Source organism: Brevundimonas sp., assembly GCF_046295595.1.
Classification (GTDB): domain Bacteria; phylum Pseudomonadota; class Alphaproteobacteria; order Caulobacterales; family Caulobacteraceae; genus Brevundimonas.
Map to the genome: position 1 here is coordinate 79,644 of NZ_JBKBMX010000001.1, position 24,889 is coordinate 104,532.

General features: G+C 69.5%; 26 protein-coding genes. 14 read left to right on the forward strand and 12 right to left on the reverse strand.

Features of this window, described 5'->3' with window-relative positions; all coding sequences use genetic code 11:
- Positions 1 to 1,200: an efflux RND transporter periplasmic adaptor subunit gene (locus tag ACK4JY_RS00340; RefSeq protein ID WP_409602053.1), complete on the reverse strand. Its 1,200-nt coding sequence runs from the start codon at positions 1,198 to 1,200 to the stop codon at positions 1 to 3.
- 147 nt (positions 1,201 to 1,347) lie between these two features.
- Here ACK4JY_RS00340 and ACK4JY_RS00345 point away from each other — a divergent pair, with 147 nt between their 5' ends.
- Positions 1,348 to 1,917, forward strand: coding sequence for a TetR family transcriptional regulator (locus ACK4JY_RS00345; RefSeq protein WP_409602055.1), 570 nt, complete (start codon positions 1,348 to 1,350; stop codon positions 1,915 to 1,917).
- Positions 1,918 to 2,025: 108 nt separating this feature from the next.
- On the opposite strand, the gene ACK4JY_RS00350 is transcribed toward ACK4JY_RS00345, so the two are convergent.
- Complete coding sequence (locus tag ACK4JY_RS00350; protein ID WP_409602057.1) at positions 2,026 to 2,481, reverse strand: PaaI family thioesterase; 456 nt, start codon at positions 2,479 to 2,481, stop codon at positions 2,026 to 2,028.
- Between the two features lie 48 nt (positions 2,482 to 2,529).
- Between ACK4JY_RS00350 and ACK4JY_RS00355 the strand changes: the two genes are divergently transcribed.
- From ACK4JY_RS00355 to ACK4JY_RS00365, 3 genes are all read left to right on the forward strand, one after another.
- Positions 2,530 to 2,844 (forward strand): DUF3253 domain-containing protein, encoded by a 315-nt coding sequence (locus tag ACK4JY_RS00355; RefSeq protein WP_409602059.1) that lies wholly within the window; start codon positions 2,530 to 2,532, stop codon positions 2,842 to 2,844.
- Between the two features lie 138 nt (positions 2,845 to 2,982).
- Positions 2,983 to 3,567 carry a uracil-DNA glycosylase family protein gene (locus ACK4JY_RS00360; protein WP_409602061.1) on the forward strand — a complete coding sequence of 195 codons (585 nt, stop codon included), beginning with the start codon at positions 2,983 to 2,985 and terminating at the stop codon, positions 3,565 to 3,567.
- A 62-nt stretch (positions 3,568 to 3,629) separates the two neighbouring features.
- Complete coding sequence (locus tag ACK4JY_RS00365; RefSeq protein WP_409602063.1) at positions 3,630 to 4,721, forward strand: alpha/beta fold hydrolase; 1,092 nt, start codon at positions 3,630 to 3,632, stop codon at positions 4,719 to 4,721.
- 66 nt (positions 4,722 to 4,787) lie between these two features.
- On the opposite strand, the gene ACK4JY_RS00370 is transcribed toward ACK4JY_RS00365, so the two are convergent.
- Positions 4,788 to 5,114 (reverse strand): hypothetical protein, encoded by a 327-nt coding sequence (locus ACK4JY_RS00370; protein WP_409602065.1) that lies wholly within the window; start codon positions 5,112 to 5,114, stop codon positions 4,788 to 4,790.
- Positions 5,115 to 5,281: 167 nt separating this feature from the next.
- Here ACK4JY_RS00370 and ACK4JY_RS00375 point away from each other — a divergent pair, with 167 nt between their 5' ends.
- Positions 5,282 to 6,373: a Glu/Leu/Phe/Val family dehydrogenase gene (locus ACK4JY_RS00375; protein ID WP_409602363.1), complete on the forward strand. Its 1,092-nt coding sequence runs from the start codon at positions 5,282 to 5,284 to the stop codon at positions 6,371 to 6,373.
- 184 nt (positions 6,374 to 6,557) lie between these two features.
- Complete coding sequence (gene cckA, locus ACK4JY_RS00380) at positions 6,558 to 8,591, forward strand: cell cycle histidine kinase CckA (RefSeq protein ID WP_409602067.1); 2,034 nt, start codon at positions 6,558 to 6,560, stop codon at positions 8,589 to 8,591.
- A 3-nt stretch (positions 8,592 to 8,594) separates the two neighbouring features.
- On the opposite strand, the gene ACK4JY_RS00385 is transcribed toward cckA, so the two are convergent.
- A complete protein-coding gene (locus tag ACK4JY_RS00385; RefSeq protein ID WP_409602068.1) occupies positions 8,595 to 9,524 on the reverse strand; it encodes a LysR substrate-binding domain-containing protein in 930 nt (309 codons plus the stop codon).
- A 100-nt stretch (positions 9,525 to 9,624) separates the two neighbouring features.
- Between ACK4JY_RS00385 and ACK4JY_RS00390 the strand changes: the two genes are divergently transcribed.
- The gene (locus ACK4JY_RS00390; protein WP_409602070.1) at positions 9,625 to 9,783 is read left to right on the forward strand and encodes a hypothetical protein; all 159 of its coding nucleotides are present in this window, start codon (positions 9,625 to 9,627) and stop codon (positions 9,781 to 9,783) included.
- Here ACK4JY_RS00390 and ACK4JY_RS00395 read toward each other — a convergent pair.
- From ACK4JY_RS00395 to ACK4JY_RS00405, 3 genes are all read right to left on the reverse strand, one after another.
- Positions 9,780 to 10,739, reverse strand: a complete 960-nt coding sequence (locus ACK4JY_RS00395) for an NAD(P)/FAD-dependent oxidoreductase (protein WP_409602072.1) — start codon at positions 10,737 to 10,739, stop codon at positions 9,780 to 9,782. The two genes, ACK4JY_RS00390 and ACK4JY_RS00395, sit on opposite strands and share 4 nt — an antisense overlap.
- Positions 10,688 to 11,755 (reverse strand): DUF1176 domain-containing protein, encoded by a 1,068-nt coding sequence (locus ACK4JY_RS00400; protein ID WP_409602074.1) that lies wholly within the window; start codon positions 11,753 to 11,755, stop codon positions 10,688 to 10,690. Before ACK4JY_RS00400 ends, ACK4JY_RS00395 begins: the two co-directional genes overlap by 52 nt.
- 94 nt (positions 11,756 to 11,849) lie before the next feature.
- Positions 11,850 to 11,984 (reverse strand): hypothetical protein, encoded by a 135-nt coding sequence (locus ACK4JY_RS00405; protein ID WP_409602076.1) that lies wholly within the window; start codon positions 11,982 to 11,984, stop codon positions 11,850 to 11,852.
- Positions 11,985 to 12,159: 175 nt separating this feature from the next.
- Between ACK4JY_RS00405 and ACK4JY_RS00410 the strand changes: the two genes are divergently transcribed.
- The 3 genes from ACK4JY_RS00410 to ACK4JY_RS00420 all read left to right on the forward strand — a co-directional run bounded on the left by ACK4JY_RS00410 (position 12,160) and on the right by ACK4JY_RS00420 (position 14,701).
- Complete coding sequence (locus ACK4JY_RS00410; protein WP_409602078.1) at positions 12,160 to 13,374, forward strand: NADP-dependent isocitrate dehydrogenase; 1,215 nt, start codon at positions 12,160 to 12,162, stop codon at positions 13,372 to 13,374.
- A 109-nt stretch (positions 13,375 to 13,483) separates the two neighbouring features.
- The gene (locus ACK4JY_RS00415) at positions 13,484 to 14,080 is read left to right on the forward strand and encodes a DUF2939 domain-containing protein (RefSeq protein WP_409602080.1); all 597 of its coding nucleotides are present in this window, start codon (positions 13,484 to 13,486) and stop codon (positions 14,078 to 14,080) included.
- Between the two features lie 63 nt (positions 14,081 to 14,143).
- Complete coding sequence (locus tag ACK4JY_RS00420; protein WP_409602082.1) at positions 14,144 to 14,701, forward strand: DUF2939 domain-containing protein; 558 nt, start codon at positions 14,144 to 14,146, stop codon at positions 14,699 to 14,701.
- Here the strand turns inward: ACK4JY_RS00420 and alaS are convergent.
- Positions 14,698 to 17,358: an alanine--tRNA ligase gene (alaS, locus tag ACK4JY_RS00425; RefSeq protein ID WP_409602084.1), complete on the reverse strand. Its 2,661-nt coding sequence runs from the start codon at positions 17,356 to 17,358 to the stop codon at positions 14,698 to 14,700. The genes ACK4JY_RS00420 and alaS overlap by 4 nt on opposite strands.
- Positions 17,359 to 17,638: 280 nt before the next feature.
- Positions 17,639 to 18,721, reverse strand: coding sequence for a recombinase RecA (gene recA / locus ACK4JY_RS00430; RefSeq protein WP_409602365.1), 1,083 nt, complete (start codon positions 18,719 to 18,721; stop codon positions 17,639 to 17,641).
- A 319-nt stretch (positions 18,722 to 19,040) separates the two neighbouring features.
- Between recA and ACK4JY_RS00435 the strand changes: the two genes are divergently transcribed.
- Positions 19,041 to 19,304 carry a hypothetical protein gene (locus tag ACK4JY_RS00435; protein WP_409602086.1) on the forward strand — a complete coding sequence of 88 codons (264 nt, stop codon included), beginning with the start codon at positions 19,041 to 19,043 and terminating at the stop codon, positions 19,302 to 19,304.
- 27 nt (positions 19,305 to 19,331) lie between these two features.
- Here the strand turns inward: ACK4JY_RS00435 and ACK4JY_RS00440 are convergent, their stop codons facing one another.
- A complete protein-coding gene (locus ACK4JY_RS00440; RefSeq protein ID WP_409602088.1) occupies positions 19,332 to 19,571 on the reverse strand; it encodes a hypothetical protein in 240 nt (79 codons plus the stop codon).
- Between the two features lie 206 nt (positions 19,572 to 19,777).
- Between ACK4JY_RS00440 and ACK4JY_RS00445 the strand changes: the two genes are divergently transcribed.
- From ACK4JY_RS00445 to ACK4JY_RS00455, 3 genes are all read left to right on the forward strand, one after another.
- On the forward strand, positions 19,778 to 20,500 hold the full coding sequence (locus ACK4JY_RS00445) for a Crp/Fnr family transcriptional regulator (protein WP_409602090.1): 723 nt from the start codon (positions 19,778 to 19,780) through the stop codon (positions 20,498 to 20,500).
- Positions 20,501 to 20,638: 138 nt separating this feature from the next.
- Positions 20,639 to 20,833 (forward strand): hypothetical protein, encoded by a 195-nt coding sequence (locus ACK4JY_RS00450; protein ID WP_409602092.1) that lies wholly within the window; start codon positions 20,639 to 20,641, stop codon positions 20,831 to 20,833.
- 89 nt (positions 20,834 to 20,922) lie between these two features.
- Positions 20,923 to 22,470, forward strand: a complete 1,548-nt coding sequence (locus ACK4JY_RS00455; RefSeq protein ID WP_409602094.1) for a GNAT family N-acetyltransferase — start codon at positions 20,923 to 20,925, stop codon at positions 22,468 to 22,470.
- Between the two features lie 3 nt (positions 22,471 to 22,473).
- Here the strand turns inward: ACK4JY_RS00455 and ACK4JY_RS00460 are convergent, their stop codons facing one another.
- Entirely contained in the window at positions 22,474 to 22,926 is a 453-nt protein-coding gene (locus tag ACK4JY_RS00460) for a MaoC family dehydratase (protein ID WP_409602096.1), read from the reverse strand.
- Between the two features lie 49 nt (positions 22,927 to 22,975).
- Entirely contained in the window at positions 22,976 to 24,865 is a 1,890-nt protein-coding gene (locus ACK4JY_RS00465; protein ID WP_409602098.1) for a M20/M25/M40 family metallo-hydrolase, read from the reverse strand.
- Positions 24,866 to 24,889 lie beyond the last annotated feature (24 nt).

The following is a 24,889-nucleotide window of genomic DNA, read 5'->3' on the forward strand; positions in this document are numbered from 1 at the left end:
TCAGTCGCCCGACGACAGGCTGTTGGCGAAGGTCGCGCTGGAGGCCGGCGCGGCCTGGGTCACGGGGACCGCGGCTTCGCTGGCCACCGGCTGGATGCGGCCGTTGGTCGTGGTCACCTTCATGCCCGGCTGCTGGATGCGCTGGACGCCGTTGATGATGACCCGGTCGTTGGCGGCGAGGCCCGAGCGGACGACGCGCAGGCCGTCTACCAGCGGCCCCAGTTGCACCGGCTTGGGCGCGACCGAGCCGTCGGCGGCGACGACATAGACGATGCGTCGGGCCTGATCGGTGGCGATGGCGGCGTCGGGCACCAGCATGGCGTTATAGGTTCCGGCCCCGGCCAGACGGGCCTGACCGAACATGCCGGGCTTGAGGAAGCCGTCGGGGTTCGGGATCACCGCCCGCAGGCGGATGACGCCCGAGGCCGTGTCGACCGCGTTGTCGGTGAAGTCGAGGCTGCCCGAGCGCGAATAGGTCGACTCGTCCTGCAGCCGCACCTGGATCGGCGCGGCGCCGTTGCGGGCCTGACGCTGATACTTGAGCAGCAGGGCTTCCGAGCCGTCGAATACAAAGTGGATCGGGGCGCTGGAGACGACGGTGGTCAGCACGTCGGCCGCCGACGATCCGCCGGCCACCAGATTGCCGGCGTCGACGCGGCGGTCGGACACCCGGCCCGAGATTGGGGCGGTGACGCGGGTGAACTCGACGTCCAGCTGGCGGGCGCGGACACTGGCGTTGGCGGCGGCGATGGCCGCCTCGGCCGTCTGCAGGGCCCCGCGCCGGGTGTCGACCTCGGCCTGGGACACGGCCTGCGAGTCCAGCAGGGTCTCGGACCGGGCCAGTTCGCTGCGCGCCAGCGCCAGCTGGGCCTGGGCCTGCGACAGTTGCGCGCGGGCCGAGGCGAGGGCGGCCTGGGCCGGACGCGGGTCGAGGGTGAACAGCAGCTGGCCGCGCCGGACGTACTGACCGTCGCGGAAATGGACGGCCGAGATATAGCCGCCGACGCGGGCGCGCACCTCGACCGACTGGGTCGCTTCGAAGCGGCCGGTGAACTCGTCCCAGTCCTGCACCGCCTGAACCAGCGGGGTGGCGACGGTCACCGCCGGCGCCGGCGGGGCCTGGGCCTCGCTCCTGGAGGAACAGCCATAGAGCGCGGCCGCCATCAAGGCGGACGCGGCCACGATCTTCGCGGTGCGCATGAAGGGTAAATCCTGTCTTCTGTCGACGCGGCGATCGGGGAGGAGGGCCGCTAGTCAACGCCCGGTGACTTAATGGTGATCGCGCTTTCGCTTGTCAACGGGTGATGACAAAGCCATATGGTTTATGGGGCCATTGGAGATCACAAATTGTTTTGTAACGTCGCGCCCCGGCCCCGTAACGCCGAGGCGACCCGCGCCGCCATCCTGAACGCCGCGCTCGAACGCTTCTCGCGGGAAAGCTACGACGACGTCGGCATGCGCGACATCGCCGGCGACGTCGGCGTCGACGCCGCCCTGGTGTCCCGTTATTTCGGCTCCAAGGACGAGCTGTTCCTGACCGTCCTCGACAGCTGCTCCAACGGGCGCGACCTGATGGATGGCTCACGTAAGGACTTCGGCCGCCGGGTCGCCCGGGAGGTCATTTTCGAGAGCAAGAATGAGGGCAAGCTCAAGAAGCTGCTGATCATGCTGCGCTCCGTCGGCTCGGCCAAGGCCATGGATCTGGTTCAGCGCACGGGCAGCGAGACCTTCTTCGATCCCTTCGCCGCCTGGATCGGCGGCGAGGACGCCGCGATTCGGGCCCGTCTGGCCGCGGCGACCATCATGGGCATGGCCGTCAGCCGCGAGATCACGGCCGGCTTCGGCCTGACCCCGGCGGAATGCGAGCGGCTTGCCGAACGCATGGGCGTCATGCTGCAGGACATCATCGACAACTGATCCGGGGTCCAGGGTCCAGGGTCCAGGGTCTCGCGCCAGCGGTCCGGGGTTCGGGGCTCCGGCGTGGTGGCTTCAGGGACCCTCAGACGCAGTCTGGCCCCCGAGCCCCTAGTCCGTGGCCCCTGGCCCCTGGCCCCTCTTCTCAAACTTCCGGATCACGCCCGAGAAGGTCATCAGGATGCGCTCGCCGGCGTTGATCTGGCCGCGCACGAAGATCAGGCTCTTGCCGGCCCGCACCACCTCGCCGGTGGCCTCGACCAGTTCGCCGACATAGGCCCCGTCGATGAAGGTCGAATCCAGCGACACCGTCACCCCCGACGCCCCCTCCATCTCCTGATAGGCGGTCTGGAACAGGGCGATGTCGGCGAAGGTCATCAGACAGCCGCCGTGCATCCGGTCGCCGGCGTTCATATGCTTCGGCTCGGCCCGGAAGGCGCAGCGCATCCGCCCGTCCGGGTCCGGCTTGAAATAGAACGGCCCGACCACCTGGTCGAAGGTGCCGTGCAGGTCGTACATCCGCCAGCCGGCGAACTCGCCCTCCGACACCGTGACTTTCGCGACCATCGAAATCTCCGCCTTCTTCTTGCTCTCGCAATGCACCATACAGGCGCGATGAGCGACCCCATCGAAACCGCCATCTTCGAAAAACTGGCGAAGGCCGACCCCAAGGGCGTCGGCGGCAAGAGCATCGAACCGGCCGATGTGGCCAAGGAGCTGCAGCCCGAGCAGTGGCAGCGCATGCTGCCCAAGGTTCGCGCCTGCGCGCTCGGCCTGATGCGTCAGGGCAAGCTGACCATCACCAAGAAGGGCAAGCCGGTCGACCCCAACGCCTTCAAGGGCGTCATCCGCCTGCGCCTGCCGACCGAGGCCGAGACCGCCGCGGCCCTGGCGGCCCTGCCGCCGCCCGTCGAAAGCGATGACGACTGATCTTCCACATCTCCCTCCCCTTTATGGGGAGGGATGTCGGCGCGCAGCGACGACAGGGTGGGGAAATGTCCCGAAGCGCCCCACCCGTCTCGCTCCGCGAGCCACCCTCCCCACAAGGGGGAGGGAAAGCGCCGCGTCATGACCCTCGACACCCTCCTCGCCGACATCCGCGCCTGCCGGGCCTGCCTCGGCCACCTGCCCCATACGCCGCGCCCGGTGGTGAGGGTCTTCCCCGAGACCCGGCTGCTGATCTGCGGCCAGGCCCCCGGACGGCGTGTGCATGAAAGCGGCCTGCCGTTCACCGATCCGTCCGGCGACCGCCTGCGCCAGTGGATGGGAGTCGACTACGAGACCTTCTACGCCGACCGCCGCCTCGGCGTCGCCGCCCAGGCCTTCTGCTATCCCGGCACGGCGCCGAAGGGCGGCGACTATCCGCCGCCGCGCCGCTGCGCCGAGCTGTGGCGGCCGCAGCTGCTGACCCAGCTGCCGGGCGTCGAACTGACGCTGCTGGTCGGCGGCTACGCCCAGGTCTGGGCCCTCGGCGACCGGGCGAAGATCAACATGACGGAGACGGTGCGGGCGTGGCGCGACTACGCCCCCGACATCCTGCCAATGCCCCACCCGTCGTGGCGCAACACCGCCTGGCTGCGGAAGAACCCGTGGTTCGAGGACGAGGTCGTGCCGTATCTTCGCCAAAGGGTCCGGGGCATTCTGGGATCATGACCTTCATGCGCCGCCTCACCGTTCCTTCTCCCCTCGGGGGAGAAGGCGGCCCGGAGGGCCGGATGAGGGGGAGGCCTGATCGGGACCGGCGGGCGGCCGTTCCGCGGCCAACAGCCGCCTCATCCGGACGGCTTCGCCGCCCACCTTCTCCCCCGAGGGGAGAAGGAATCCTCGCCCTGTTCCTCGCCCTCTCCCTCGCCGCCTGCGCCACGCCCGCCATCCAGCCGCCCCTGACCCCGCCGCCCGGCTTCGCCGGTCCGGCGCTCGAGGACCGCGCCCTGGTCATGGACGACGGCGCCCGCCTGCCGCTGGTCCGCTGGACTCCCGACGGCCAGCCCTGGGCCGTGGTCGTCGCCCTGCACGGCGTCAACGACGGCCGCGCCGCCTTCCGCCTCGCCGGGCCGTGGTGGGCCGAGCAGGGGATCGAGACCTGGGCCTTCGACCAGCGCGGCTTCGGCGCCGCGCCGGGACGCGGGATCTGGCCGGGCGAGGACCGCATGGTCGCCGACCTGCGCACCGCCGTGGCCCTTGCCCGCGCGCGCCATCCCGGGGCGCTGATCGTCGTGGCCGGCGAAAGCATGGGCGCCTCCGTGGCCATCGCCGCCTTCGCCTCGGACCGGCCGCCGGACGCCGACCGCCTGATCCTGCTGGCCCCGGCGGTGTGGGGCTGGTCGGCGCAGGGGCCGGTTAACTCCGCCGCCCTGTGGCTGGCCGCCCGCACCCTCGGCGATCGCGCCGTCCAGCCGCCGGACTGGGCGGTCAGGGACCGCGCGGCCTCCGACAACCGGGTCGAGTTGTTCCGCAACGGCCGTGATCCCAACAGCCTGATAACCACGCGCTTCGATGTCCTGTACGGCCTCGTCGACCTGATGGAGTCGGCCTCGGCGGGGCTGGGCGACGTACGGGCCCCGACCCTGCTGATGTACGGTGGTCACGACCATCTGGTGCCGAAGGCGCCGATGCGCCGCGCCCTCGACCGCGCCGGCGACCGCGCGGGCCTGCGCACCGCCTTCTACCCCGACGGCTGGCACCTGCTGAACCGCGACCTGCAGGCGGAGACCGTGTTTCGCGACGTGGAAGGGTGGCTGCGGGACGCCGCCGAGCCGCTGCCGTCCGGGGCGAGAGAGGTCGCGGAGGCCTTGGCAGACCCTTAGACCGAGGTCGCTAAAGCCGACGGTTCGAACGCCCGCTGTGGGTGGGAAGCGAACAGCGGCTATCAACTAAGACGTGGCGACCCCAAACGCGAACCAACACATGACAATCAACACCGCGATGTGCCCGCCAACATTCAGCCAGAACCAGACCGGATCATCGGCTCGGGACTCGTAGCGCTTCCGGGTTCCGCGGGCCGGAATGCGCCCTGTCCAAAGGCCAATGAACAGTTGCCAACCTACCAATGGCGGAAGCAGCAGGAACCACGTGACGCCTAACGCGGCCTTCCACTCCCGGGTCGCCCAACCGAACAAAAGGCCGCTTATAGCCGCTACGCCCAGCATGGCGGCGATAAGAGTCCACTTCTGTTTATTGGACCAGCTCCACCACAACATGGTGCCATCTAGAAGAATGGCGCTTCCGTCCGCAACTGGTCGGGAGCCGACGGTCGGGCAGGGAGGGTCCCATCCCCCCGCCCCCAAACCGCCATGCTTGCCCTGTTGATCCTCCCGGCGTATCAGCCGCCGCAATAAAAAATACCCCGGGAGACGCTCAGGTGAGCATGACGCTGTTTGATTCCCCGTCCTTCGCGAACCATGAAGGCGTCCACGCGGTCTTTGATGAAAAGACCGGCCTGCGCGCCATTATCGCGGTTCACTCCAGCGCCCGCGGCCCGGCCTGCGGCGGCACCCGGATGTGGAACTACGGCTCCAGCGCCGAAGCGCTGGAAGACGTGCTGCGCCTGTCGAAGGGCATGAGCTACAAGAACGCGGTCGCCGACCTCGAGATGGGCGGCGGCAAGTCGGTCATCATCGGCGACAGCCGCACACAAAAGACCCCCGAGCTGTTCCACGCCTTCGGCCGCGCCGTCGACACCCTCGGCGGCCTCTACTATGCGGCCGAGGACGTCGGCGTGTCGGTCGCCGACATCGCCGAGGCCCGCAAGGTCACCCCCTATGTGCTCGGCCTCAACGACGGCCCGGAAGCTTCGGGCGACCCCAGCCCGGTGACCGCCGAGGGCGTCTATCGCTCGACCCTCGCTGTCGCCCGCCGCCTGTGGAACCAGGACGACCTGACCGGCCTGACCATCGCCCTGCAGGGCATCGGCCATGTCGGCGGCTATCTGGCCGACAAGCTGCACGCCGCCGGCGCGAAACTGGTCATGACCGACGTCAACACCGCCCTGCTGGCCGAGGTCGCCGCCCGCACCAAGGCCGAGATCGTCGCGCCCGACGCCATCTATGAGGTGAAGGCCGACATCTATGCGCCGTGCGCGCTCGGCGCGACGCTGAACCCGCAGACGCTGGACCGGCTGACGGTCAAGGCGGTCGTCGGCGCCGCCAACAATCAGCTGGCCACCTCCGACATCGGCCAGACCCTGTTCGAGCGCGGCGTGCTGTACGCCCCCGACTATGTCGTCAACGGCGGCGGCATCATCAACGTCGCCTCCGAGCTTCGCGCCCGCCAGACCGGCGGCGCCTATGACCCCGCCTGGGTCGAGACCAAGCTGGCGCGCCTGATGGAGACGCTGGAGGAAATCCTCGAACGCTCCGCCGTCGAGAACCGCCCGACGCACGAGATCGCCGGGGCCATCGCCGAGGCCCGCATCAACGCCGCCCGCGACGCCAAGGCCGAGCAGCGCAAGGCCGCCTGAGCCTACGTCCGCTTTTGACGTACCGTGGGTTTATGGTGCGTCATGACTCAGGACGCCAAACGGACTCTAGGGACTCGAGGGACTCATCGGACTGTATTTTTTGAGCCCGGGCGGCCGGATTCGCCCCCGGGCGCCAGACAGACCACACTCGCCGGAAACGCCCCATGATTCGGGCCGAGGCGACATGACCGCAACCGACCGCAAGGGCTTTGATCCGCTGCTCCTCGTCATGGTGGTCGGCTTTGTCATGGCCGTCGGGGCAATGGCCTGGCCCGCCTTCCGCGCCGACCCGATGAGCGCCCCGGGGCTGGTGCTGATCTTCACCGCCGGGGCCGTGGCCCTGATCGGCCTGTTCGCTTTCTCGCGCAGCGAGACGCGCAAGCCGCTGGGCGACACCACCGTCGACCTGCTGGACGCCATGGCCGAGCCCGCCGCCCTGGTCTGGGCCTCCGGTCAGGTTCTGGCCTTCAACGCCGCCTGGGCCGAAAGCAATGGCGCCATCACCACCCTGCCCAAGGGCCGCTCGGCCTCGGCCCTCTACATGGCCTTCGCCCAGGCCCGCGCCGGCGAACAGGGCCGCGCCATCGTCGTCATCGGCGAGCGCGAGCAGGAGGTGCTGATCGGCCAGGCGGGGGAGGGGCGTTTCCTCGTCCGCGCCGCCCCCGACGCCGCCCTGCCGGTCGTCAACGGCGGCGCCCCCGCGCCCGCCTCCAATGCGGTCGAGAGCCGCGCCATGGCCGCCGGCGCTCCGTTCGGCTCAGCCGTCATCGCCGCCGAGGACCTGTTCGCCGGCAAAGTCGAGGAGGCCAACGCCGCCCTCGCCGTGCTGACCGGTCCGGCCGCCGCCCGCGACGCCGCCTTCGGCCATCTGTTCGATCCGGCCGGGGTGACCGAGGCCCGGGCCAAGCTGGCGGCCGGCTCCTCCGGCCCGATCGAACTGGTCGCCCGCGCCTTCCCCGACCGCATGCTGCACCTCTATGTCGCCCCCGAAGGCGATGCGCGCCGCATCTGGCTGTTCGACGTCACGGCCCAGAAGTCGATGGAGCTGCAGCTCTCGCAGGCGCAGAAGATGCAGGCCGTCGGCCAACTGGCCGGCGGCGTGGCCCACGACTTCAACAACCTGCTGACCGCCATCCAGCTGCAGCTGTCGGGTCTGTTGGAGCGCCATCCGGTTGGCGATCCGTCGTATGAGGGTCTGAACGAAATCCGCCAGACCGCCATCCGCGCCGCCGATCTGGTGCGCAAGCTGCTGGCCTTTTCGCGCAAGTCGACGGTCCGCCGCGAACGCCTCGACCTCGGCGAACTGGTCGGCGAGTTCGCCGTCCTGCTGCGTCGCCTGCTGCGCGAGGATGTGCGTCTGGAAACCGACTACGGCCGCGACCTGCCGGTGGTGCTGGCCGACAAGAGCCAGCTCGAAACGGCGGTGATGAACCTCGCCGTCAACGCCCGCGACGCCATGCGCGGCGTGGTCGAACCGGGCGCCGGGGTGGTCACCATCCGCACCTGCCGCCTGACCCGTGACGAGGCCCGGGCCATGGGCTGGAGCGCCGCCCCGACCGACGCCGTGGCCCTGATCGAGGTGACCGACACCGGCCCCGGCGTGCCGCCCGAACTGCAGGACAAGATCTTCGAACCCTTCTTCACCACCAAGGCGGTGAACGAGGGCACCGGCATGGGCCTGGCCACCGTCTACGGCATCGTCGAACAGGCCGGCGGCCACATCAACGTCTCCAATGTCGACGGGGCCGGCGCGGCCTTCCGCATCTTCCTTCCCGAGGCCGACGCCGCCGAACTGGCCGAGACGCCGGTGGTCGAGATCAAGCTCAAGACCCCGCGCGACCTGTCCGGCGCCGGCCGCATCCTGTTCGTCGAAGACGAGGCCGCCGTGCGCGGCATCGCCGCCCGCCTGCTGCGCCAGCGCGGCTATGAGGTGATCGAGGCCGAGGACGGCGAGGAGGCCCTGGCCCTGGCCGAGGAGCACGCGGGGACCATCGACATGATGATCTCCGACGTCATCATGCCCGGCCTCGACGGCCCGGCCCTGCTCAAGAAGGCCCGGCCCTACCTCGGCGACGCTCCGGTGCTGTTCATCTCCGGCTATGCCGAGAGCGACTTCTCCGACCTGCTGCAGGACGAGGTCGGTGTCTCCTTCCTGCCCAAGCCGCTGGACATCAAGACCCTGGCCGAGCGGGTCAAGCAGGAGCTGCGCGCCGGCTGACGTTCAGCCCGCCGCCAGCGCCTCGCGCGCGGCCAGTACGGTGGAATCCGCCGCGGCGGCGGCAAGGATCCAGTCGCGGAACCGGGCGATCTTGGGCGATCGCCGCCGCCCCTCGGGCCAGACCAGCCAGTAGGCGTAGTCGGGGATCAGCTTGACCGCCAGTGGCACGGGCTGGACCAGCTGGCCGGCCGCCAGCTCCCGGGCGAACAGGATCGGCGAGGCCAGGGCCACGCCCTGGTCGCCCAGCGCGGCCGCCACCTCCAGCGCCTGATAGTCGGCTCTCAGCCGCGACGGCGCCTGGCCGTCGGAGACCACGCCGGCCGCCGCGAACCAGACGTCCCACTCCTTTTCCATGCCGATCCGCGGGGCCCGCAGCAGGTCCTCGGCCGTCTCCAGCCCCAGCCGGTCGCGCAGCCGCGGACTGCAGACGGCCGTGAACACGCTGGGCATGACCTCGACGCTCTCCAGCCCCGGCCAGTCGCCGGTCCCCGAGCGGATGCCGACGTCGAAGCCCTCGCGCGACAGGTCGACCAGATGCGCCGCCGTATCCAGCCGCACCGCCAGCTCCGGATGGGCCAGCTGGAACTCGCCCAGCCGCGGCGCCAGCCACTGCGTCGCCAGCGTCGCCAGGGTGGTGATCGACAGGATGGCCTGATCCTGCTCGGTCAGCTCCGACACGGCCCGCCGCAGCAGGTTCATCGCCTCGGTGGCGGCGCGCGACAGCCGCTCCCCGGGCTCGGTCGGAACGACCTCGCGCGGCAGGCGGCGGAACAGGCTCTGGCCCAGCCGCCCCTCCAGCGCCTTGATCTGCCAGCTGACCGCCGCCTGGGTCATGCCCAGCTCTTCCGCCGCGCGGGTGAAGCTGTTCAGACGCGCCGCCGCTTCGAACACGCGCAGGGACGCGAGGGGAATTCCAGCGAGCGGATCGGCCATAAGCTTGCCTTATGCGGTTCCTCACCAATCTGGTTTGTCGGCGGCCGCGGTCAAGCTCAATCTCACCTTGCCCTCACCGCAGGGTCGACAGGAGGCCGGGATGGAAGAGGCGCACCGCACACATAAGGAACCCGCATGGGGTTGGGTCGCCGTGCTCAACGACTGGCGGCGCAGCCGCGCCCGCGCCCGGCTGCGCCAGCCGAAGACGGATCGTAACCCCGCGCCGTCGCTGATCCACCCGTCAGAGGCGGCGCGCTAGTCGACCGTCCAGCCGTCGGTCTCGCGCAGGGCGTTGTGGATGGCGGTCGCCGCGATCGCGGCCTCCGCCCCCGCCACGGCGATCTGGTTCAGTCCCCGCACCAGGTCCCCGGCGGCGTAGAGGCCGGGGATGCTGGTCGCCTGATGGTCATCGACGACCATCCGCCCGTCGTCGCCCGTCCGGGCTCCCAGCGCCGCCGCCAGTTCGGCGTTCGGAGAAGTTCCCAGGGCCGAATAGACCATGTCGAACACCCGGAAGTCCTCGCCCCAGCCCAAGGCCGTGACGCGATCCCCCTCAAGCCGGACGTTGTTGATCGCGGTGCGGATCAGTTCAACGCCCATCCTGCCAAGCTCCGCCTCTTGCGTCAGCGCACCGGCGGGCCCGGTGTGGATCAGCGTCACACGGTCCGAATAGGTGCGCAGGAATGCGGCTTCACGGACGCCCCGGTCGTCGTTGCCGATGATCGCCACGGCCTTGTCGATCGCCTCATAGCCGTCGCAGATCGGACAGATGCGGACGAGCGACCGTTCGATCGCCCGCTCGACGCCCGGCAGATCGGGGTGGTGGTCGGTGACCCCCGTTGCCAGCAACACCGATCGCGCCCGCACCTCACGCCCGTTCAGCCGCGCCACGAAACCGTCGCCATCGCGCTCCAGCACCTCGACCCGGCCCGGCTCGACCACGGCGCCGTACTCCACCGCCTGTTCGGTCATCCGCTCGAGGATGGCGTCGCCGGTGATGCCTTCCGGAAAGCCGGGCATGTTGTGGCTGACCGGGATCCAGCGGGCCCGGGCTCCGCCGCCGTCGACCACCAGCACCCGCCGCCGGAACCGCGCCAGATAGGTGGCGGCGGTCAGGCCGGCGGGGCCAGCGCCGATGATCAGAACCTCGGCTTCAAGATCGCTCATCGCGTCCGCCATGTCGTTGGCCACCGCTCCGCGGGAATTCCCCAGCATTCCGACATCTCCTGTTCCGAGGTGAGAACGAACGCGCGGCCCGTCCAGGTCCATGTCGAGGCGACGCCGCAGTCGCCGATGCCGCGCCCCTTGGCGAAGGCGCTGAGGGTGCGGGTCTCGGGGGAATAGCCGCCGTTGATCGTACTGGCGGTGACCTCGCCGGAGCTGGAGCTCAACCGGGCCGGGCGCGGATCGCGACCGCCGGGTCCGGTGACGTACCAATCATGGCCGATATTGTAGGCGCCGACGAAGCACGGCACGGCCCAAAGCTCGGTCGAGGCGTCCAGTCGCGCCGACATGACCTGATTGGCGGCCCAGTGATCCCCGGTCTCGGTGCGGCACGCCGCCACTGCAGGAACCGCCTCCAACGCCGCGGGCAGAGCCGGTTTCTGACCGCCAAAGCCGGTCTGCGCCACGGCCCGGGCCGGCGTGACGACAGGCAGCGCAGGCGCTTCGGGGACAGACGAGGCCGGCTGGCTCCCCGGTCGGCGCAGCGCCGTCACCGTATTCACGCGGCCCTGCCGCTCGTCGATCCACAACATCGCCGCCGCCGCGCCCGAGAGGGAAATCGCCTGGTCCGGCCCGATCCGGGCCGTCGCGCCATCGGCGAGGGCGCGGACAACCTCCAGCGCCTGGGCCGGGGCCGCGGTGGCGGCATCCGCATCTTTAGCCAGCGTCAGGGGATATTCGGTCATGTCGATGGTGAGGGTGAGCGGGCCGGCCTCCGCGCCATCGTCCGGCCAACGTCCGGCGGCGACCTCGGGCCGGGCGTCGGGGCCGGCCGCCATGGCCACCCGGATCCAGCCGAACCCGTCCTCGCCTTGGCCGTAGGCGGAGCAGGCATCGCCGTTGTCGCAAATGGCGATCCAGTCGCGGAAGGTACGGGTCTCACTGCGCGGGTCGGCGGCGGCGGCCGTCGCGGGCGGGTCGCCGGCCTCCAGTGCAGGGGTGGCTGCGCTCCCCCCGGGAGAGCAGGCGGCGAGGCCGAAGCCGGCGAGCAGAGGCAAGAAGCGCATGGGATCTCCCGGGTCGCGTTGACCGCCCGCGCGGGTGTCGCGCGCCAGCAACCATTCTTGCGGCTCGGGCGCCCTGCTGCAACGGCTCAGCGGCTCAGGACTCAGCGGTTTCCGGCGCGGGCTCCAGTCCGTCCAGCACGCGCCGCATCAATTCGGGGTCGATCAGCACCGGAGCCTCGCAGAAGGCGACGATCCAGCGCTGAACCAGCGCCGTCGTTTCGGTGTCCAAGAAATTCGTCCCAGGTTACGCTACAGGACCGACCCAACGACCCTGTCGTGGTCCGGTTTCACTCCGGACCCGGTTAATCCGCGGCCGTGGCGTCGTGTCGCGGGGTTTGCGCCCCGCCCGGCGGCGGCTATACCGCCCGCCTCACTCCCCACTCCCAGTCAGAGGCGAACAGCGCATGGCCAAGATCAAGGTCGCCAATCCCATCGTGGACATCGACGGCGACGAGATGACCCGCATCATCTGGCAGATGATCAAGGACAAGCTGGTCTTCCCCTTCCTCGACCTCGAGCTCGACTACTACGACCTGTCGATGGAGAACCGCGACGCCACCGACGACAAGGTCACGGTGGATGCGGCGCACGCCATCCAGAAGCACGGCGTCGGCGTCAAATGCGCCACCATCACGCCCGATGAAGCCCGGGTCGCCGAGTTCGGCCTGAAGAAGATGTGGAAGTCGCCCAACGGCACCATCCGCAACATCCTCGGCGGCGTGGTCTTCCGCGAGCCGATCATCTGCTCGAACGTGCCGCGGCTGGTGCCGGGCTGGACCCAGCCGATCGTCGTCGGCCGTCACGCCTTCGGCGACCAGTACAAGGCCACTGATTTCCTGATCCCCGGCCCCGGCAAGCTGACCATCAAATTCGTCGGCAATGACGGGCAGGAGATCGAGCACGAGGTCTTCGACTTCCCCTCGGCCGGCATCGCCATGGGCATGTACAACCTAGATGACTCGATCACCGAGTTCGCCCGCGCCAGCTTCTCGTTCGGTCTGCAGCGCAACTTCCCGGTCTATCTGTCGACCAAGAACACCATCCTCAAGGCCTATGACGGGCGCTTCAAGGACATCTTCCAGAAGGTGTTCGACGAGGAGTTCGCCGACCAGTTCAAGGCCGCCGGCCTGACCTATGAGCACCGGCTGATCGACGACATGGTCGCGGCGGCGATCAAATGGTCGGGCGGTTTCGTCTGGGCCTGCAAGAACTACGACGGCGACGTGCAGTCCGACGTGGTCGCCCAAGGCTTCGGCTCGCTGGGCCTGATGACCTCGGTGCTGATGACCCCGGACGGCAAGGTGCTGGAATCGGAAGCCGCCCACGGCACCGTCACCCGCCACTACCGCCAGCACCAGAAGGGCGAGGCCACCTCGACCAACTCCATCGCCTCGATCTTCGCCTGGACTCGCGGCTTCTCGCACCGGGCCAAGCTGGACGGCAATGACGAGCTGGCGCGGTTCGCGGCCACGCTCGAGCGCGTCGTCGTCGAGACGGTCGAGTCCGGCCACATGACCAAGGACCTGGCGCTTCTGGTCGGCGACCAGCAGGGCTGGCTGACGACCGAGGGCTTCCTCGACAAGGTGGCCGAGAACCTGACGACGGCGATGGCGGCGTAAGCCCTCGCCGACCCGAGACCTTCAGCCCCGCCGGACTCGCTCCGGCGGGGCTTTCGTTTGAGCCGGAAGCGGCATTCATGCATTGATGCCGTTAACCGTGGAGGGTCTGGTGAAGAAGCTGTTCGGCAATCTGTTGCTTCTGGCTGTGATCGCGGCCGTGGTCAGCTTCTTCGTCGCGCCGGCCGTGGCCTTCTTCGGCATCCGCTCGGCGGCGGACGCCAATGACGTCGCCGGCCTGTCACGACTGATCGACTTCACCGCCGTCCGCCAGTCGCTGCGGCCCCAGCTGTCGGGCAATCCCGCGGCCATGGCCCCCGCGCCGACCTTCCTCGAGGATCCGATCGGCGCCGTGCGCCGCCAGTTCGAGCCAACCGAGACCGCCACGGTCGCCGACGCGGATGCGTATCTGACCCCGGCCGCTCTGGCGGGCCTGACGCGCGGAGACGGCCGCTTCGCCTCGCAGCGGTCCAGCGCGGCGGTCGGCGAAGCGATCGGCAATCCGATGCCGGCGCCGGTCTTCTGGAGCGTCAATCGCGCCCGCCTGGCCATCACCGACGAGGGCGGTTCGCGAACCATCTTCACCTTCGAACGCAAGGGGCCGTTCGAATGGAAGCTGGTTCATATCGGCCTGCCCGAAGGGACGGCGCCGGCTGCCTCGGCGGTCACCGGTCCGGGGGCGACGCCCGCGCCGGCGGCTCGCCGCTAGCCAGTCCTTCCGACTCGCGGCAACCGTGGCCACGGGGAGGCGTTTCGACGCCGGAGGGTCATCATGATCAAGAAACTCGTCGTCGGCCTCGCCGTCGCCGCCGTGGCGCTCTTCGCCCTGGCCTGGGCCGCCGCGCCGGTGTTCGCCGCCCAGGCGCTGATCCGCGCCGCCAAGGCCGGGGACGCCGCCCGGATCGAACAGCTGGTCGACTTCCCGGCCTTGCGCCAGAGCCTGAAGGACGAGCTGACCGCGGAGCTGGCCGCCCACATGCGCCGCGACCCGCGCCTGTCTGACAGCCGGCTGGGCGGTCTCGGCATGATCCTCGCGCCGATGCTGCTGTCAGGGGCCGTGGACGCGGCCGTGACGCCGGAGGTGGTGGCGCAGATGGTCACCACGGCCGAGGCGCCCGATCCGACCGTGCCGGACAAGCCCGAACCTGACGACGCCGCCGACAAGGATGACATCCATCAGGCGTGGGGCTATCGCGACATGAACGCCTTCGCCGTCACCCTGACGGACCGGGACCAGCCTGATCAGCGGCTGGCCCTGATCCTGGAACGGCGCGGACTGTTTACCTGGAAGCTGGCCGCCGTGGATATCCAGAACGACGCGCGACCCTAGGCCAGGGCCGCCCGCACCGCCGCCAGACCGTCCTCGGCCTTACCGCCGTCCGGGGCGCCGCCCTGGGCGAAGTCGGGCTTGCCGCCCGCGCCCTGACCGCCCATGGCGATCACCGCCGCGCGCGCCAGGTCGGCGGCGTTGACCTTGCCGGCCATGTCCGAGGTCACGGCGACGGTGACCGCCGCCTTGCCCTCGGTGACGCCGATCAGGGCGACGACGCCGGATCCGACCTGTTTGCGGAAATCCTCGGCCACGCCGCGCAGGCCCTTGCCGTCGACGCCGTCCAGCACCCGCGCGATCAGCTTGACGCCGTTGATCTCTTCCGGCGCCGCGTTGGCGGAGCCGCCGCCGCCAAGGGCCAGCTGCTTCTTCAGCTCGGCGACCTGTTTCTCGAGCGCGCGGCGGTCGGCGGTCAGGGCCTCGACCCGGGCCGGGACGTCGGCGGGCTGGACCTTGAACGACTGGGCCAGCGTCTTCGCCACCCCGGCCTGGGCCAGCAGATACTGGCGCGCGGCCTCGCCGGTCAGGGCCTCGATGCGGCGCACGCCGGCGGCGATGCCCGTTTCGGAGACGATCTTGAACAGGGCGATGTCGCCGGTGCGGGCGACATGGGTGCCGCCGCACAGCTCGACCGAATAGGGCTTGTCCGTCTCGGTCAGCGACCGGCCCAGCGTCAGGACGCGGACCTCGTCGCCGTATTTCTCGCCGAACAGGGCGACGGCGCCGGCCTCGATGGCCTCTTGCGGCGCCATCAGCTTCGTCTCCGCGGGCAGGTTCTGGCGGATGATGGCGTTTACCTCATCCTCCATCCGCGCCAGCTCGTCCTCGGTGACCGGGGCGTTGTGGCTGAAATCGAAGCGCAGCCGCTCGGCGTCGACCATCTGGCCCTTCTGGGCGACGTGGCCGCCGAGGACATTGGCGAGGGCCTTGTGCAGCAGGTGGGCGGCCGAATGGTTGGCGCGGGTGGTCAGGCGCGCGTCGGCGCCGGCGCGCAGCTGGGCCCGGGCGCCGATGGCGAGGGTTCCGGCCGTGACCTCGATGCGGTGGGCGTACAGGTCGCCGGCGTGTTTCTGCACGTCCAGCACCGTGGCCGAGCCCTGCTGGCCGTGGGCGTCGGTCCATTCAATCTCGCCCTTGTCGCCGGCCTGGCCGCCGCCTTCGCCGTAGAAGGGGGTTTCGTCGAACAGGACCTCAGCGGTCTCGCCGGCCGACAGTTCGTCGACCGAGGCGCCGTCGCGGACGATGGCCAGCACTTCGCCCGAACCCTCGACGGCGTCATAGCCGGTGAAGACGGTGGGGCCGAGGCGGTCGCGCAGGGCCAGCCATTCGCCGGTCGAGGCGGTCTGGCCCGAGCCGGTCCAGTGTTCGCGGCTGCGGGCCTTCTGTTCGCTCATGGCGGCGTCGAAAGCGTCGGTGTCGACGGTGAAGCCGCGGCGGCGCGCCTCGTCCTGGGTCAGGTCGAGGGGGAAGCCGTAGGTGTCGTACAGGGTGAAGGCGGTCTGGCCGGGCAGGACCCCGCCCTCGCCGAGATCCTTCGCCGCGTCCTCCAGCAGGCCCATGCCGCGGCCGAGGGTGGTGCGGAAGCGCATCTCCTCCTGCTTCAACGTGTCCTCGATGAAGGCCTGGGCGCGGCGCAGCTCGGGATAGGCGTCGCCCATCTCCTGCACCAGGGTCGGCACCAGCCTGTGCATCAGCGGGTCGGCGGCGCCCAGCAGGTGGGCGTGGCGCATGGCCCGGCGCATGATCCGGCGCAGCACATAGCCGCGGCCCTCGTTCGACGGCGTGACCCCGTCGGCGATCAGGAAGGACGAACTGCGCAGGTGGTCGGCGATGACCCGGTGGCTGGGCGCGCGGTCGCCCTCGGCGGCTGTGTTGGTCTCATGCTCCGACGCCGCGATCAGGGTGCGGAACAGGTCGGTGTCATAGTTGGAGTGGACGCCCTGCAGCACGGCGGCGACGCGTTCCAGTCCGGCCCCGGTGTCGATCGACGGCTTGGGCAGCAGGGTCCGACTGCCGTCGGCCGCCTGGTCGAACTGCATGAAGACCAGGTTCCAGATCTCGACCCAGCGGTCGCCGTCTTCCTCCGGGGTGCCCGGAGGGCCGCCCCAGATGTGTTCGCCGTGGTCGTAGAAGATTTCGGTGCAGGGGCCGCACGGGCCGGTGTCGCCCATGGACCAGAAATTGTCGGAGCCGGCGATGCGGGTGATGCGGCTCTCGGGCAGGCCGGCGATCTTCTTCCACAGGTCGAAGGCCTCGTCGTCGTCGATATAGACGGTGGCCATCAGCCGGTCGGCGGGGATGCCGAACTCCTTGGTGACGAGGTTCCACGCCAGCTCGATGGCGTGTTCCTTGAAATAGTCCCCGAAGGAGAAATTCCCCAGCATTTCGAAGAAGGTGTGGTGGCGGGCGGTGTAGCCGACGTTGTCCAGGTCGTTGTGCTTGCCGCCGGCGCGAACGCATTTCTGCGAGCTGGTCGCGCGCTTCGAAGCCCGGGTTTCCTGGCCGGTGAAGACGTTCTTGAACGGCACCATGCCGGCGTTGACGAACAGCAGGGTCGGGTCGTTCTGGGGCACCAGCGGGGCGGACTGGACCTTCTCGTGGCCGTCGGCCGCGAAATAGTCGAGGAAGGTCGAGCGGATCTGGTTCAGGCTGGACATGGGGCGCGCGGTCAATCGGGAGACGAAAAGGAACGGGCCTCATATAGGGCTTTCGGTCTGAAAGCATCACCCGGCCGTGATCGGGAGCCAGACGAAAAAAGGCCGCCCGACCCGGGTGGGGGTCGGGCGGCCGCTCCATCCGGCCCGGCCCACACGGGGTCGGTGGCGGGTCGCGGGACCCGGCCGGAGAAGGGGGGGGTATTTCATCCGGGTAAAACCCGAAAACACCGTCCAGATCGTCCAGATCGTCCGGACCGTCCGGATCGGCCACTCCGATGTTCTAACCCTCGAGGTCCTGTCCCTCGTCGGGCTCGGGCGTGCCCAGCAGCTCCTCGGCGATCTTGTTGGTCGAGGCGCGCACGGCCTTTTCGATCGAGTCGGCCATGTCGGGATTGGCCTTGAGGAAGGCGCGCACGTTTTCGCGGCCCTGACCGATGCGCTGGCTGTCGTAGGAGAACCAACTGCCCGACTTCTCGACGATGCCGGCCTTGACGCCTAGGTCGATGATCTCGCCCAGTTTGGAGATGCCTTCGCCATACATGATGTCGAAGATGACCTCGCGGAACGGCGGGGCGACCTTGTTCTTGACGACCTTGACGCGGGTGGTGTTGCCGACGACCTCGTCGCGGTCCTTGATCGCGCCGGTGCGGCGGATGTCGAGGCGGACCGAGGCGTAGAATTTCAGCGCATTGCCGCCCGTCGTCGTCTCCGGCGAGCCGTACATGACGCCGATCTTGTGGCGGATCTGGTTGATGAACAGGACGATGCACTGCGACTTGTTGATCGAGGCGGTCAGCTTGCGCAGCGCCTGGCTCATCAGACGGGCCTGCAGGCCGGGCAGGCTGTCGCCCATCTCGCCCTCGATCTCGGCGCGCGGCGTCAGGGCGGCGACGGAGTCGACCACCACGATGTCCACGGCGCCCGAGCGCACAAGGGTGTCGACGATCTCGAGCGCCTGTTCGCCGGTGTCGGGCTGGGACACTAGCAGGTCGTCGAGGTTGACGCCCAGCTTCTGGGCGTAGCCGGGATCAAGCGCATGTTCGGCGTCGACGAAGGCGGCGGTGCCGCCGGCCTTCTGGATCTCGGCCACGGTGTGCAGGGCCAGGGTCGTCTTGCCCGAGCTTTCCGGCCCGAACACCTCGATGACCCGACCGCGCGGCAGGCCGCCGATGCCCAGCGCCATGTCGAGGCCCAGCGAGCCGGTCGAGACCGAGGGAATGGCCTCGGTCACGCCGTTCTTGCCCAGCTTCATCACCGAGCCCTTGCCGAAGGCGCGGTCGATCTGGGCGATCGCCGCCTCCAGAGCCCGCTGTTTGTCGCCGTCGTCCTTGCCGACCAATTTCAAATTCGCCTGTGCCGCCACCTTGCCGCTCTCCCTTGCCATGATTCCCGTTCGGTACTCTGGAGGAGAGGCCCGCCTTCGGTCCGATGACCGTGACCCGCTCCCTGTGAGCCGCAATATGTGCACGGTTTGTTCCGGTTGCCAATATGTTCTTTTCGCCCGACGCGGTTTGACGGGACCGACACGACCGATTTTGACGTAGGGGGGCGTTGGCGCGCCGGCGCGTCGTCGACGCCGTTTACTAACTCATGTTCTACAGCCCGCCGGGCTAGCCGTGCCAGACCTGTCGCGGCGCGGAGGCGGGCTTGTCGGCGCCGCCGCATCGATAGAGGGGCTGGCCGTGACGGAGTTCCGCGTCTTCATCTACGCCGACGGCCTGGTCCTGCCGCTGGTGGTGCCGGTGAGCTGCGGCGCCGAGAACCTGACCGACCGCCTGCAGCGGATATTCGCCCATGATATCGTCGCCAGCCGCGCCGAGGTCTGGGACGGCCCGAGCCTGGTCATGCGGATCGATCCCGCCGGCATCGCCGGGCTGGTCGAGCAGGCGACAGCGACCCCGGAGGGGCCCGAACAACCGGATGCCGAGGTACCGTCCGTGCACTGATCCGACACAGGCAAGCCGGGCCGTCACCTAGCCGGGGACGACGTCCCAGCGCAGGCTGGCGCTGATCGCGTTCAGCAGGTGGGTCGAGCGCCGCACGGCGGCCGGCGAGTCGCCGCGGTCGCGGGCGATGTCCGCCTTCACCTCGGCCGCGCTGTCGACGATCTCGACGGCGTCGGCGACGGTGATCACCTCGCGCGCGATCAGGCCGTGGACGAGGCTTTCCACCAGCAGCATCGCCGCCTGTCCGTGCGCGTCAGGGCTGTGCACGGGAACCGCGTCCCCGTTGTCGTTGGATATTTCGGAAGTCAAAGGAATCTCCGGTCGAAACACTGGTCGCGCGTCGGCGACCAGACATCCAGGCCGTCGACCGAGCGGCTTGTAGCGAACCGAGACAAGTTCTCTATCACGTAGATCAACATTCGACTATAACATTGATCAATGTTATTGGATGTGGCGGCGTGGAATGATGCGGAATGCAGAACCGTTTCATCAACAAGCTGAACGGTTTCTCCAGATTATCGCCTGACGAAATCGCGGCCCTGACCTTGGCGACGGCCGCCCCCCGCGAGTATGCCGCGCGACAGGATCTTATCCGCGAGGGTGATCGACCGGGGCCGGTCTTTGTCGTGCTGGGCGGATGGGCGTGCCGTTACAAGATCCTGCCCAACGGCTCGCGGCAGATCCTCGCCTATCTGATGCCCGGCGACGCCTGCGACCTGAATGTCGGTCTGCTGGCCGAAATGGACCACAGCATCCAGGCCGTCACGGCCTGTCTGATCGCCACCATCGAACGCGCCGAGATGGACGCGATCATGGACAGCCACCGCGGCGTGGCCAGGGCGATGTATCTGGCCCAGCTGATCGACGAGGGCACGATGCGCGCCTGGATCACCAGCATGGGACGGCGCGCCAGCATCGAGCGCGTGGCCCATCTGATGTGCGAGCTCTATCTGAGGGCGCATAACGTCGGCCTGGCGCTGGAACCGAAATTCGCCCTGCCGCTGTCACAGGCGATGCTGGCGGATTCGCTCGGCATGACCCCGGTGCACCTGAACCGGGTGATGAAGGAACTGCGGGCCAGCGGCGCCATGACCCTGCAGCGCGGCAGCCTGGTCATCGAGGATCCGGCGCGGCTGGTCCGGATCGCCGGCTTCGATGAAAATTATCTGCATCGGCGCATCCGAAACGCGAACTAGTCGCCTTCCCACCAACCTATGTTCGAACGCGGGCGGCCCCTTTGTGGCAGTAATGGCTGGTCACCCGCGCGGCGGGTGCTCGAGAGAGAGCGGCAGTGGGCGCCGTATACTCCCCACACCCGGGCTGAGGCGTGGTCGATGACTTATTTCGTCTATATTGATTCACGGATCAGCTCCGTGCCGCATATGGAGCCGCTTGAAGCTGGGTGCCCGGCGTCGGCCAGCCTCGAGGCGCTGGAACGGCTGCGGATGCACAGCGACGGGATCGCCGCCCATGTCTTCGACGGCGACACCTGCGTGGCCTCGATGCGGCGGGAGGAACAGCATCCGTAAGTCTCGAGCGGCGCGGTGGACGGGCGAATTGACGCTCGCCGACACCGGGCGGGGTTGATCCGCGCGCGGGGCCATGCGTTCAGGGGGCCATGACAAAACGTTCCAAGCCCGCCGTCCTCAATATCCGCAACGCCAAGCTGGGCGACGTCAAGGCGATCTCGGCCCTGGTGGCCAAGGTCTACAAGGACATGCCGGCCTATACGCCGGGGATGCTGCGCGGCCAGATCGCCGCCTTCCCCGACGGCCAGTTCGTGGTCGAATACGCCGACGAGATCGTCGGTTACGCCGCCGGCTTCCGCATCGACGAGGCGACGGCGATGTCGCCCCACACCTGGACCCAGATCACCGGCGGCGGCTATGCGGCGCGGCACGATCCGGTCGGCGACTGGTTCTACGGCATGGAGGTGTGCGTCGATCCCGACCGCCGCCGGCTGCGCATCGGTCAGCGGCTGTATGACGCCCGGCGCGACCTGTGCGAGGCGCAGAACCTGCGCGGCATCGTCTTCGGCGGCCGGATGCCGGGGCTGGCGCGGCGCAAGGCGGCCTATCCGGACGCGCGCGAATATCTGGACGCGGTCACGGCGCGCAAGCTGAACGATCCGGTGATTGGCTTCCACATGCGCGGTGGTTTCGAGCCGATCGGGGTGCTGGAGAACTATCTGACCTCGGACACGGCGTCGCTGGGTCATGCGGCGCACATGGTGTGGCGCAATCCTTACTACGTCGAGACGCACGGTCGCGGCGCGGCCTTCGCGGTCAAGGAGACGGTGCGGGTGGCGACGGTGCAGCTGCAGGCCCGCAAGGTCTCCAGCTTCGAGGAGTTCATCTCCAACATCGAATATTTCGTCGACGTGACCTCGGACTACCGGTCGGACTTCGTGGTCTTCCCCGAGCTGTTCACCCTGCAGCTGCTGTCGCTCGAGGACAAAAAGCTGACGCCGGTGGAGTCGATCGAGGCCCTGACCCGCTATACGCCGCGCTTCGTCGAGGCGATGCGCAAGCTGGCGGTCGAGTACAACATCAACATCATCGGCGGCTCCCATCCGACCCAGACCGACGACGGCGACATCCAGAACGTTGCCTATGTCTTCCTGCGCGACGGCTCGGTGCACGAGCAGGAGAAGATCCACCCGACGCCGAACGAGCGCCACTGGTGGAACATCAAGGGCGGCGACCGGGTGCACGCCATCCCGACCGACTGCGGGCCGATCGGGGTGCTGATCTGCTATGACTCGGAGTTCCCCGAGCTGGCGCGGCGGCTGGTCGACGAGGGGGCGCGGCTGCTGTTCGTGCCGTTCTGCACCGACAACCGGCAGGGCTATCTGCGGGTGCGTTACTGCTCCCAGGCGCGGGCCATCGAGAACCAGTGCTACGTCATCCTGTCGGGCAATGTCGGCAACCTGCCGAACGTCGAGAACATGGACATCCAGTACGCCCAGTCGTGCATCCTGACGCCGTGCGACTTCCCGTTCGCGCGGGATGGCGTGGCCGCGGAAGCGAGCGAGAACGTCGAGACGGTGACGGTGGCCGACCTCGACCTGTCGGACCTGGCCTGGGCCAAGTCGCAGGGCACGGTGCGCAACCTGCGCGACCGCCGCTTCGACCTGTACAAGACGGTGTGGACCGACGGGGGCTGAGGCCTAGCCGGCCGGACGACGCCAGGCGACGATGCCGAGGTTCGAAACCTGCACCGGCTGGCCATGCTGGTTGCGGGTCTCGTTGCGGGTGCGGACCATGCCGCGATCCGGGCGCGACCTCGAGGGGGTGATCTCCACCACCTCTATGTGAACGGTCAGCGTATCTCCCGGCCGGGTCGGCCGCGGCCAGGTGGTCTCGCCGCCGACTCCGATCAGGCCGCCGGCGATGGGCAGGCCGTCGACCAGCAGCCGCATGCTCAGCGCCGCCGTGTGCCAGCCGCTGGCCGCCAGTCCGGCGAACAGGCTGTCCTGCGCCGCCGCCTCGTCGAGGTGGAAGGGCTGCGGGTCATACTGCCGGGCGAAGGCCTTGATCTCGTCGGCGGTGACGGTGATCGAGCCGGTGGTGAAGGTCTGACCGATGTGGAGGTCTTCGAGGAAGAGGGCTGGGGCGGGCACTTCGGTTCTCCGTGGGGGGCGGCAGGGTCGTTCGCCTGACAGGGCGATGTCACGCTTCGGCGACCGTCTCCGGCCCGGCGGCGGGTTCGGCGATCAGGGCGGTGAACGATACGGCCGCTCCAAGGGCGAGGACCGCCAGGGCGGCCATCAACCACGGGCGGACGAGGCCGCGCTCGGGGCTCAGCGGCCGGACCAGCATCAACACGAGCAGGCCCAGCACGGCCAGCACGCCGGGCAGGTCGAGGCCGATGCCGAGGAAGACCGGATGCGACAGGGCGACCAGCCAGCCGCCGCCGAGGACCACTCCGATGGCGATCGGGGCCAGCGACCGGGCGCGCGTCAGCCCCGGGTCGAGGAGGGCCGACGTCGCCGCCGCCGTCGCCGCCAGCAGGCCGGGCCACAGGAACAGGAAGGCGGTCTGCGGCGCCAAGGTCTGGGCCACGGCGCCGAGGGCGAGGACGAGGGCGACAAGGCCGGTCCAGCCGCCCCAGACCGTTCGCGCCGCCAGACCCGGGGCCAGCGACAAGCCCAGGGCCGCGACGGCGCCGCCGATGACGATGGGGTTGGGCCCGCCCAGCGTCAGGGCGAACGCGGCCGCGACGGCGAGGGCCCCGGCGGTGACGCGCCGGTCCGGCCGCGTCCGGCCGCCCAGCACGGCCATGGTCAGCGCCAGCACGGTCAGGGCGGCGCCGGCCTCCATCCACGGCAGGCGCGCCAGCAGGAGATAGTAGGCGTCGCTGCTTTCGGCTCGCTGCGCCATCGGTCCGGCGAGGGTCCGGACCGCCTGGGTCAGCACCAGACCCGCCGCCGTGAACCAGACGCCGTCGACGGCGCCCCGGCCGAGGTCGGCCAGCGTCAGGCCGGCCCGGTCGCGCGCGCGCCAGCCCGCCACTCCGAGCAGCATCAGAGCCAGCGCCAGCACGCCCCAGCCTGCGCCCGGCGAATGGCTGAGCACGACCCGGCCGAACAGGTCGGCGTAGACGGCCTCGGCGCCCCGCGCCGGCAGCGCCTCTGCCCGTAACAGGGCGTCGGCGGTCTCCAGCGTCTGCGAGCCGATATGCTGGACCGAGCCCCGGTCCAGCCTGTCGGGCGTGGAGGCCGGGGCGTGGTATTGCTCGGGCCGGCCGATGAAGGCGAGGTTCAGGCCCTGGACGCCGCGGTTCTTCGGAATGGTGAAGTCGGTCCCGTTGGGCATCCGCTCATAGACGAAGGCCGCCAGCGAGTTGGAGGTGACGCCGCCGTCGGCCCGGACCCCGGCGCGACCGAACAGGGCGACGGTTTCGGCGGCGCCGCGTCCGGTCTCGAACATCATGGCCCGGCCGCCGCCGCCGCGCGCCTCCAGATTGATCACCGCGCCGATCCGGTCGCGCAGCGGATGGCCGCCCCAGAACACGCGGGCGCCGTCGAGGCCGATCTCCTCGGCGTCGGTCAGCAGCACCACCAGGGTCCGCTCCGCCGGGCCGCGAGCGCGCAGGGCCCGCACGCTCTCCAGCACCGCCGCCACCCCGGCGGAATCGTCGGCCGCCCCGGGGGACGTCGGCACGGTGTCGTAGTGGGCCATCAGGGCCACGGCCGGCAGGGCCGGGTCGCGGCCGGGCAGGACGCCGACCAGATTGACGGCGGTGAAGCCCGCCGCCTCGGGGTCGCCGCCCATCCGCCGCAGGGCGTCGGCCGAGCCACGCGCGATCGGCCCGGTCTGGGTCGAGGTTTCCAGGCCCAGCGCCGTCATCCGCCGCAGCAGATGGTCCCGCACCCGCGCATGATCGACCGAGCCGACCGGATGCGGGCGCTGCGCCAACTCGCGCACGTGGGCCATGGCCCGTTCGGCCGAGAAGGCGGTGGCCGGGGCGTCGACGCCGACGGGCCGCGGGCTTTGCAGGGAGACGACGCCGAGCAGCAGGGCGAGCGCCAGCGATCCGATCAGCAAGTACAGCCGCATGCCCATCCTCCCCGACGACGTCCG

What these genes read in the sequence shown, in the direction of transcription:
- ACK4JY_RS00340 (WP_409602053.1), bottom strand. Translation starts at nt 1,200, where the DNA reads ATGCGCACCGCGAAGATCGTGGCCGCGTCCGCCTTGATGGCGGCCGCG.
- ACK4JY_RS00350 (WP_409602057.1), bottom strand. Translation starts at nt 2,481, where the DNA reads ATGGTCGCGAAAGTCACGGTGTCGGAGGGCGAGTTCGCCGGCTGGCGG.
- ACK4JY_RS00355 (WP_409602059.1), top strand. Translation starts at nt 2,530, where the DNA reads ATGAGCGACCCCATCGAAACCGCCATCTTCGAAAAACTGGCGAAGGCC.
- ACK4JY_RS00360 (WP_409602061.1), top strand. Translation starts at nt 2,983, where the DNA reads ATGACCCTCGACACCCTCCTCGCCGACATCCGCGCCTGCCGGGCCTGC.
- ACK4JY_RS00365 (WP_409602063.1), top strand. Translation starts at nt 3,630, where the DNA reads ATGAGGGGGAGGCCTGATCGGGACCGGCGGGCGGCCGTTCCGCGGCCA.
- ACK4JY_RS00370 (WP_409602065.1), bottom strand. Translation starts at nt 5,114, where the DNA reads ATGTTGTGGTGGAGCTGGTCCAATAAACAGAAGTGGACTCTTATCGCC.
- ACK4JY_RS00375 (WP_409602363.1), top strand. Translation starts at nt 5,282, where the DNA reads ATGACGCTGTTTGATTCCCCGTCCTTCGCGAACCATGAAGGCGTCCAC.
- cckA (WP_409602067.1), top strand. Translation starts at nt 6,558, where the DNA reads ATGACCGCAACCGACCGCAAGGGCTTTGATCCGCTGCTCCTCGTCATG.
- ACK4JY_RS00385 (WP_409602068.1), bottom strand. Translation starts at nt 9,524, where the DNA reads ATGGCCGATCCGCTCGCTGGAATTCCCCTCGCGTCCCTGCGCGTGTTC.
- ACK4JY_RS00390 (WP_409602070.1), top strand. Translation starts at nt 9,625, where the DNA reads ATGGAAGAGGCGCACCGCACACATAAGGAACCCGCATGGGGTTGGGTC.
- ACK4JY_RS00395 (WP_409602072.1), bottom strand. Translation starts at nt 10,739, where the DNA reads ATGCTGGGGAATTCCCGCGGAGCGGTGGCCAACGACATGGCGGACGCG.
- ACK4JY_RS00400 (WP_409602074.1), bottom strand. Translation starts at nt 11,755, where the DNA reads ATGCGCTTCTTGCCTCTGCTCGCCGGCTTCGGCCTCGCCGCCTGCTCT.
- ACK4JY_RS00410 (WP_409602078.1), top strand. Translation starts at nt 12,160, where the DNA reads ATGGCCAAGATCAAGGTCGCCAATCCCATCGTGGACATCGACGGCGAC.
- ACK4JY_RS00420 (WP_409602082.1), top strand. Translation starts at nt 14,144, where the DNA reads ATGATCAAGAAACTCGTCGTCGGCCTCGCCGTCGCCGCCGTGGCGCTC.
- alaS (WP_409602084.1), bottom strand. Translation starts at nt 17,358, where the DNA reads ATGTCCAGCCTGAACCAGATCCGCTCGACCTTCCTCGACTATTTCGCG.
- ACK4JY_RS00445 (WP_409602090.1), top strand. Translation starts at nt 19,778, where the DNA reads ATGCAGAACCGTTTCATCAACAAGCTGAACGGTTTCTCCAGATTATCG.
- ACK4JY_RS00450 (WP_409602092.1), top strand. Translation starts at nt 20,639, where the DNA reads ATGACTTATTTCGTCTATATTGATTCACGGATCAGCTCCGTGCCGCAT.
- ACK4JY_RS00455 (WP_409602094.1), top strand. Translation starts at nt 20,923, where the DNA reads ATGACAAAACGTTCCAAGCCCGCCGTCCTCAATATCCGCAACGCCAAG.
- ACK4JY_RS00465 (WP_409602098.1), bottom strand. Translation starts at nt 24,865, where the DNA reads ATGCGGCTGTACTTGCTGATCGGATCGCTGGCGCTCGCCCTGCTGCTC.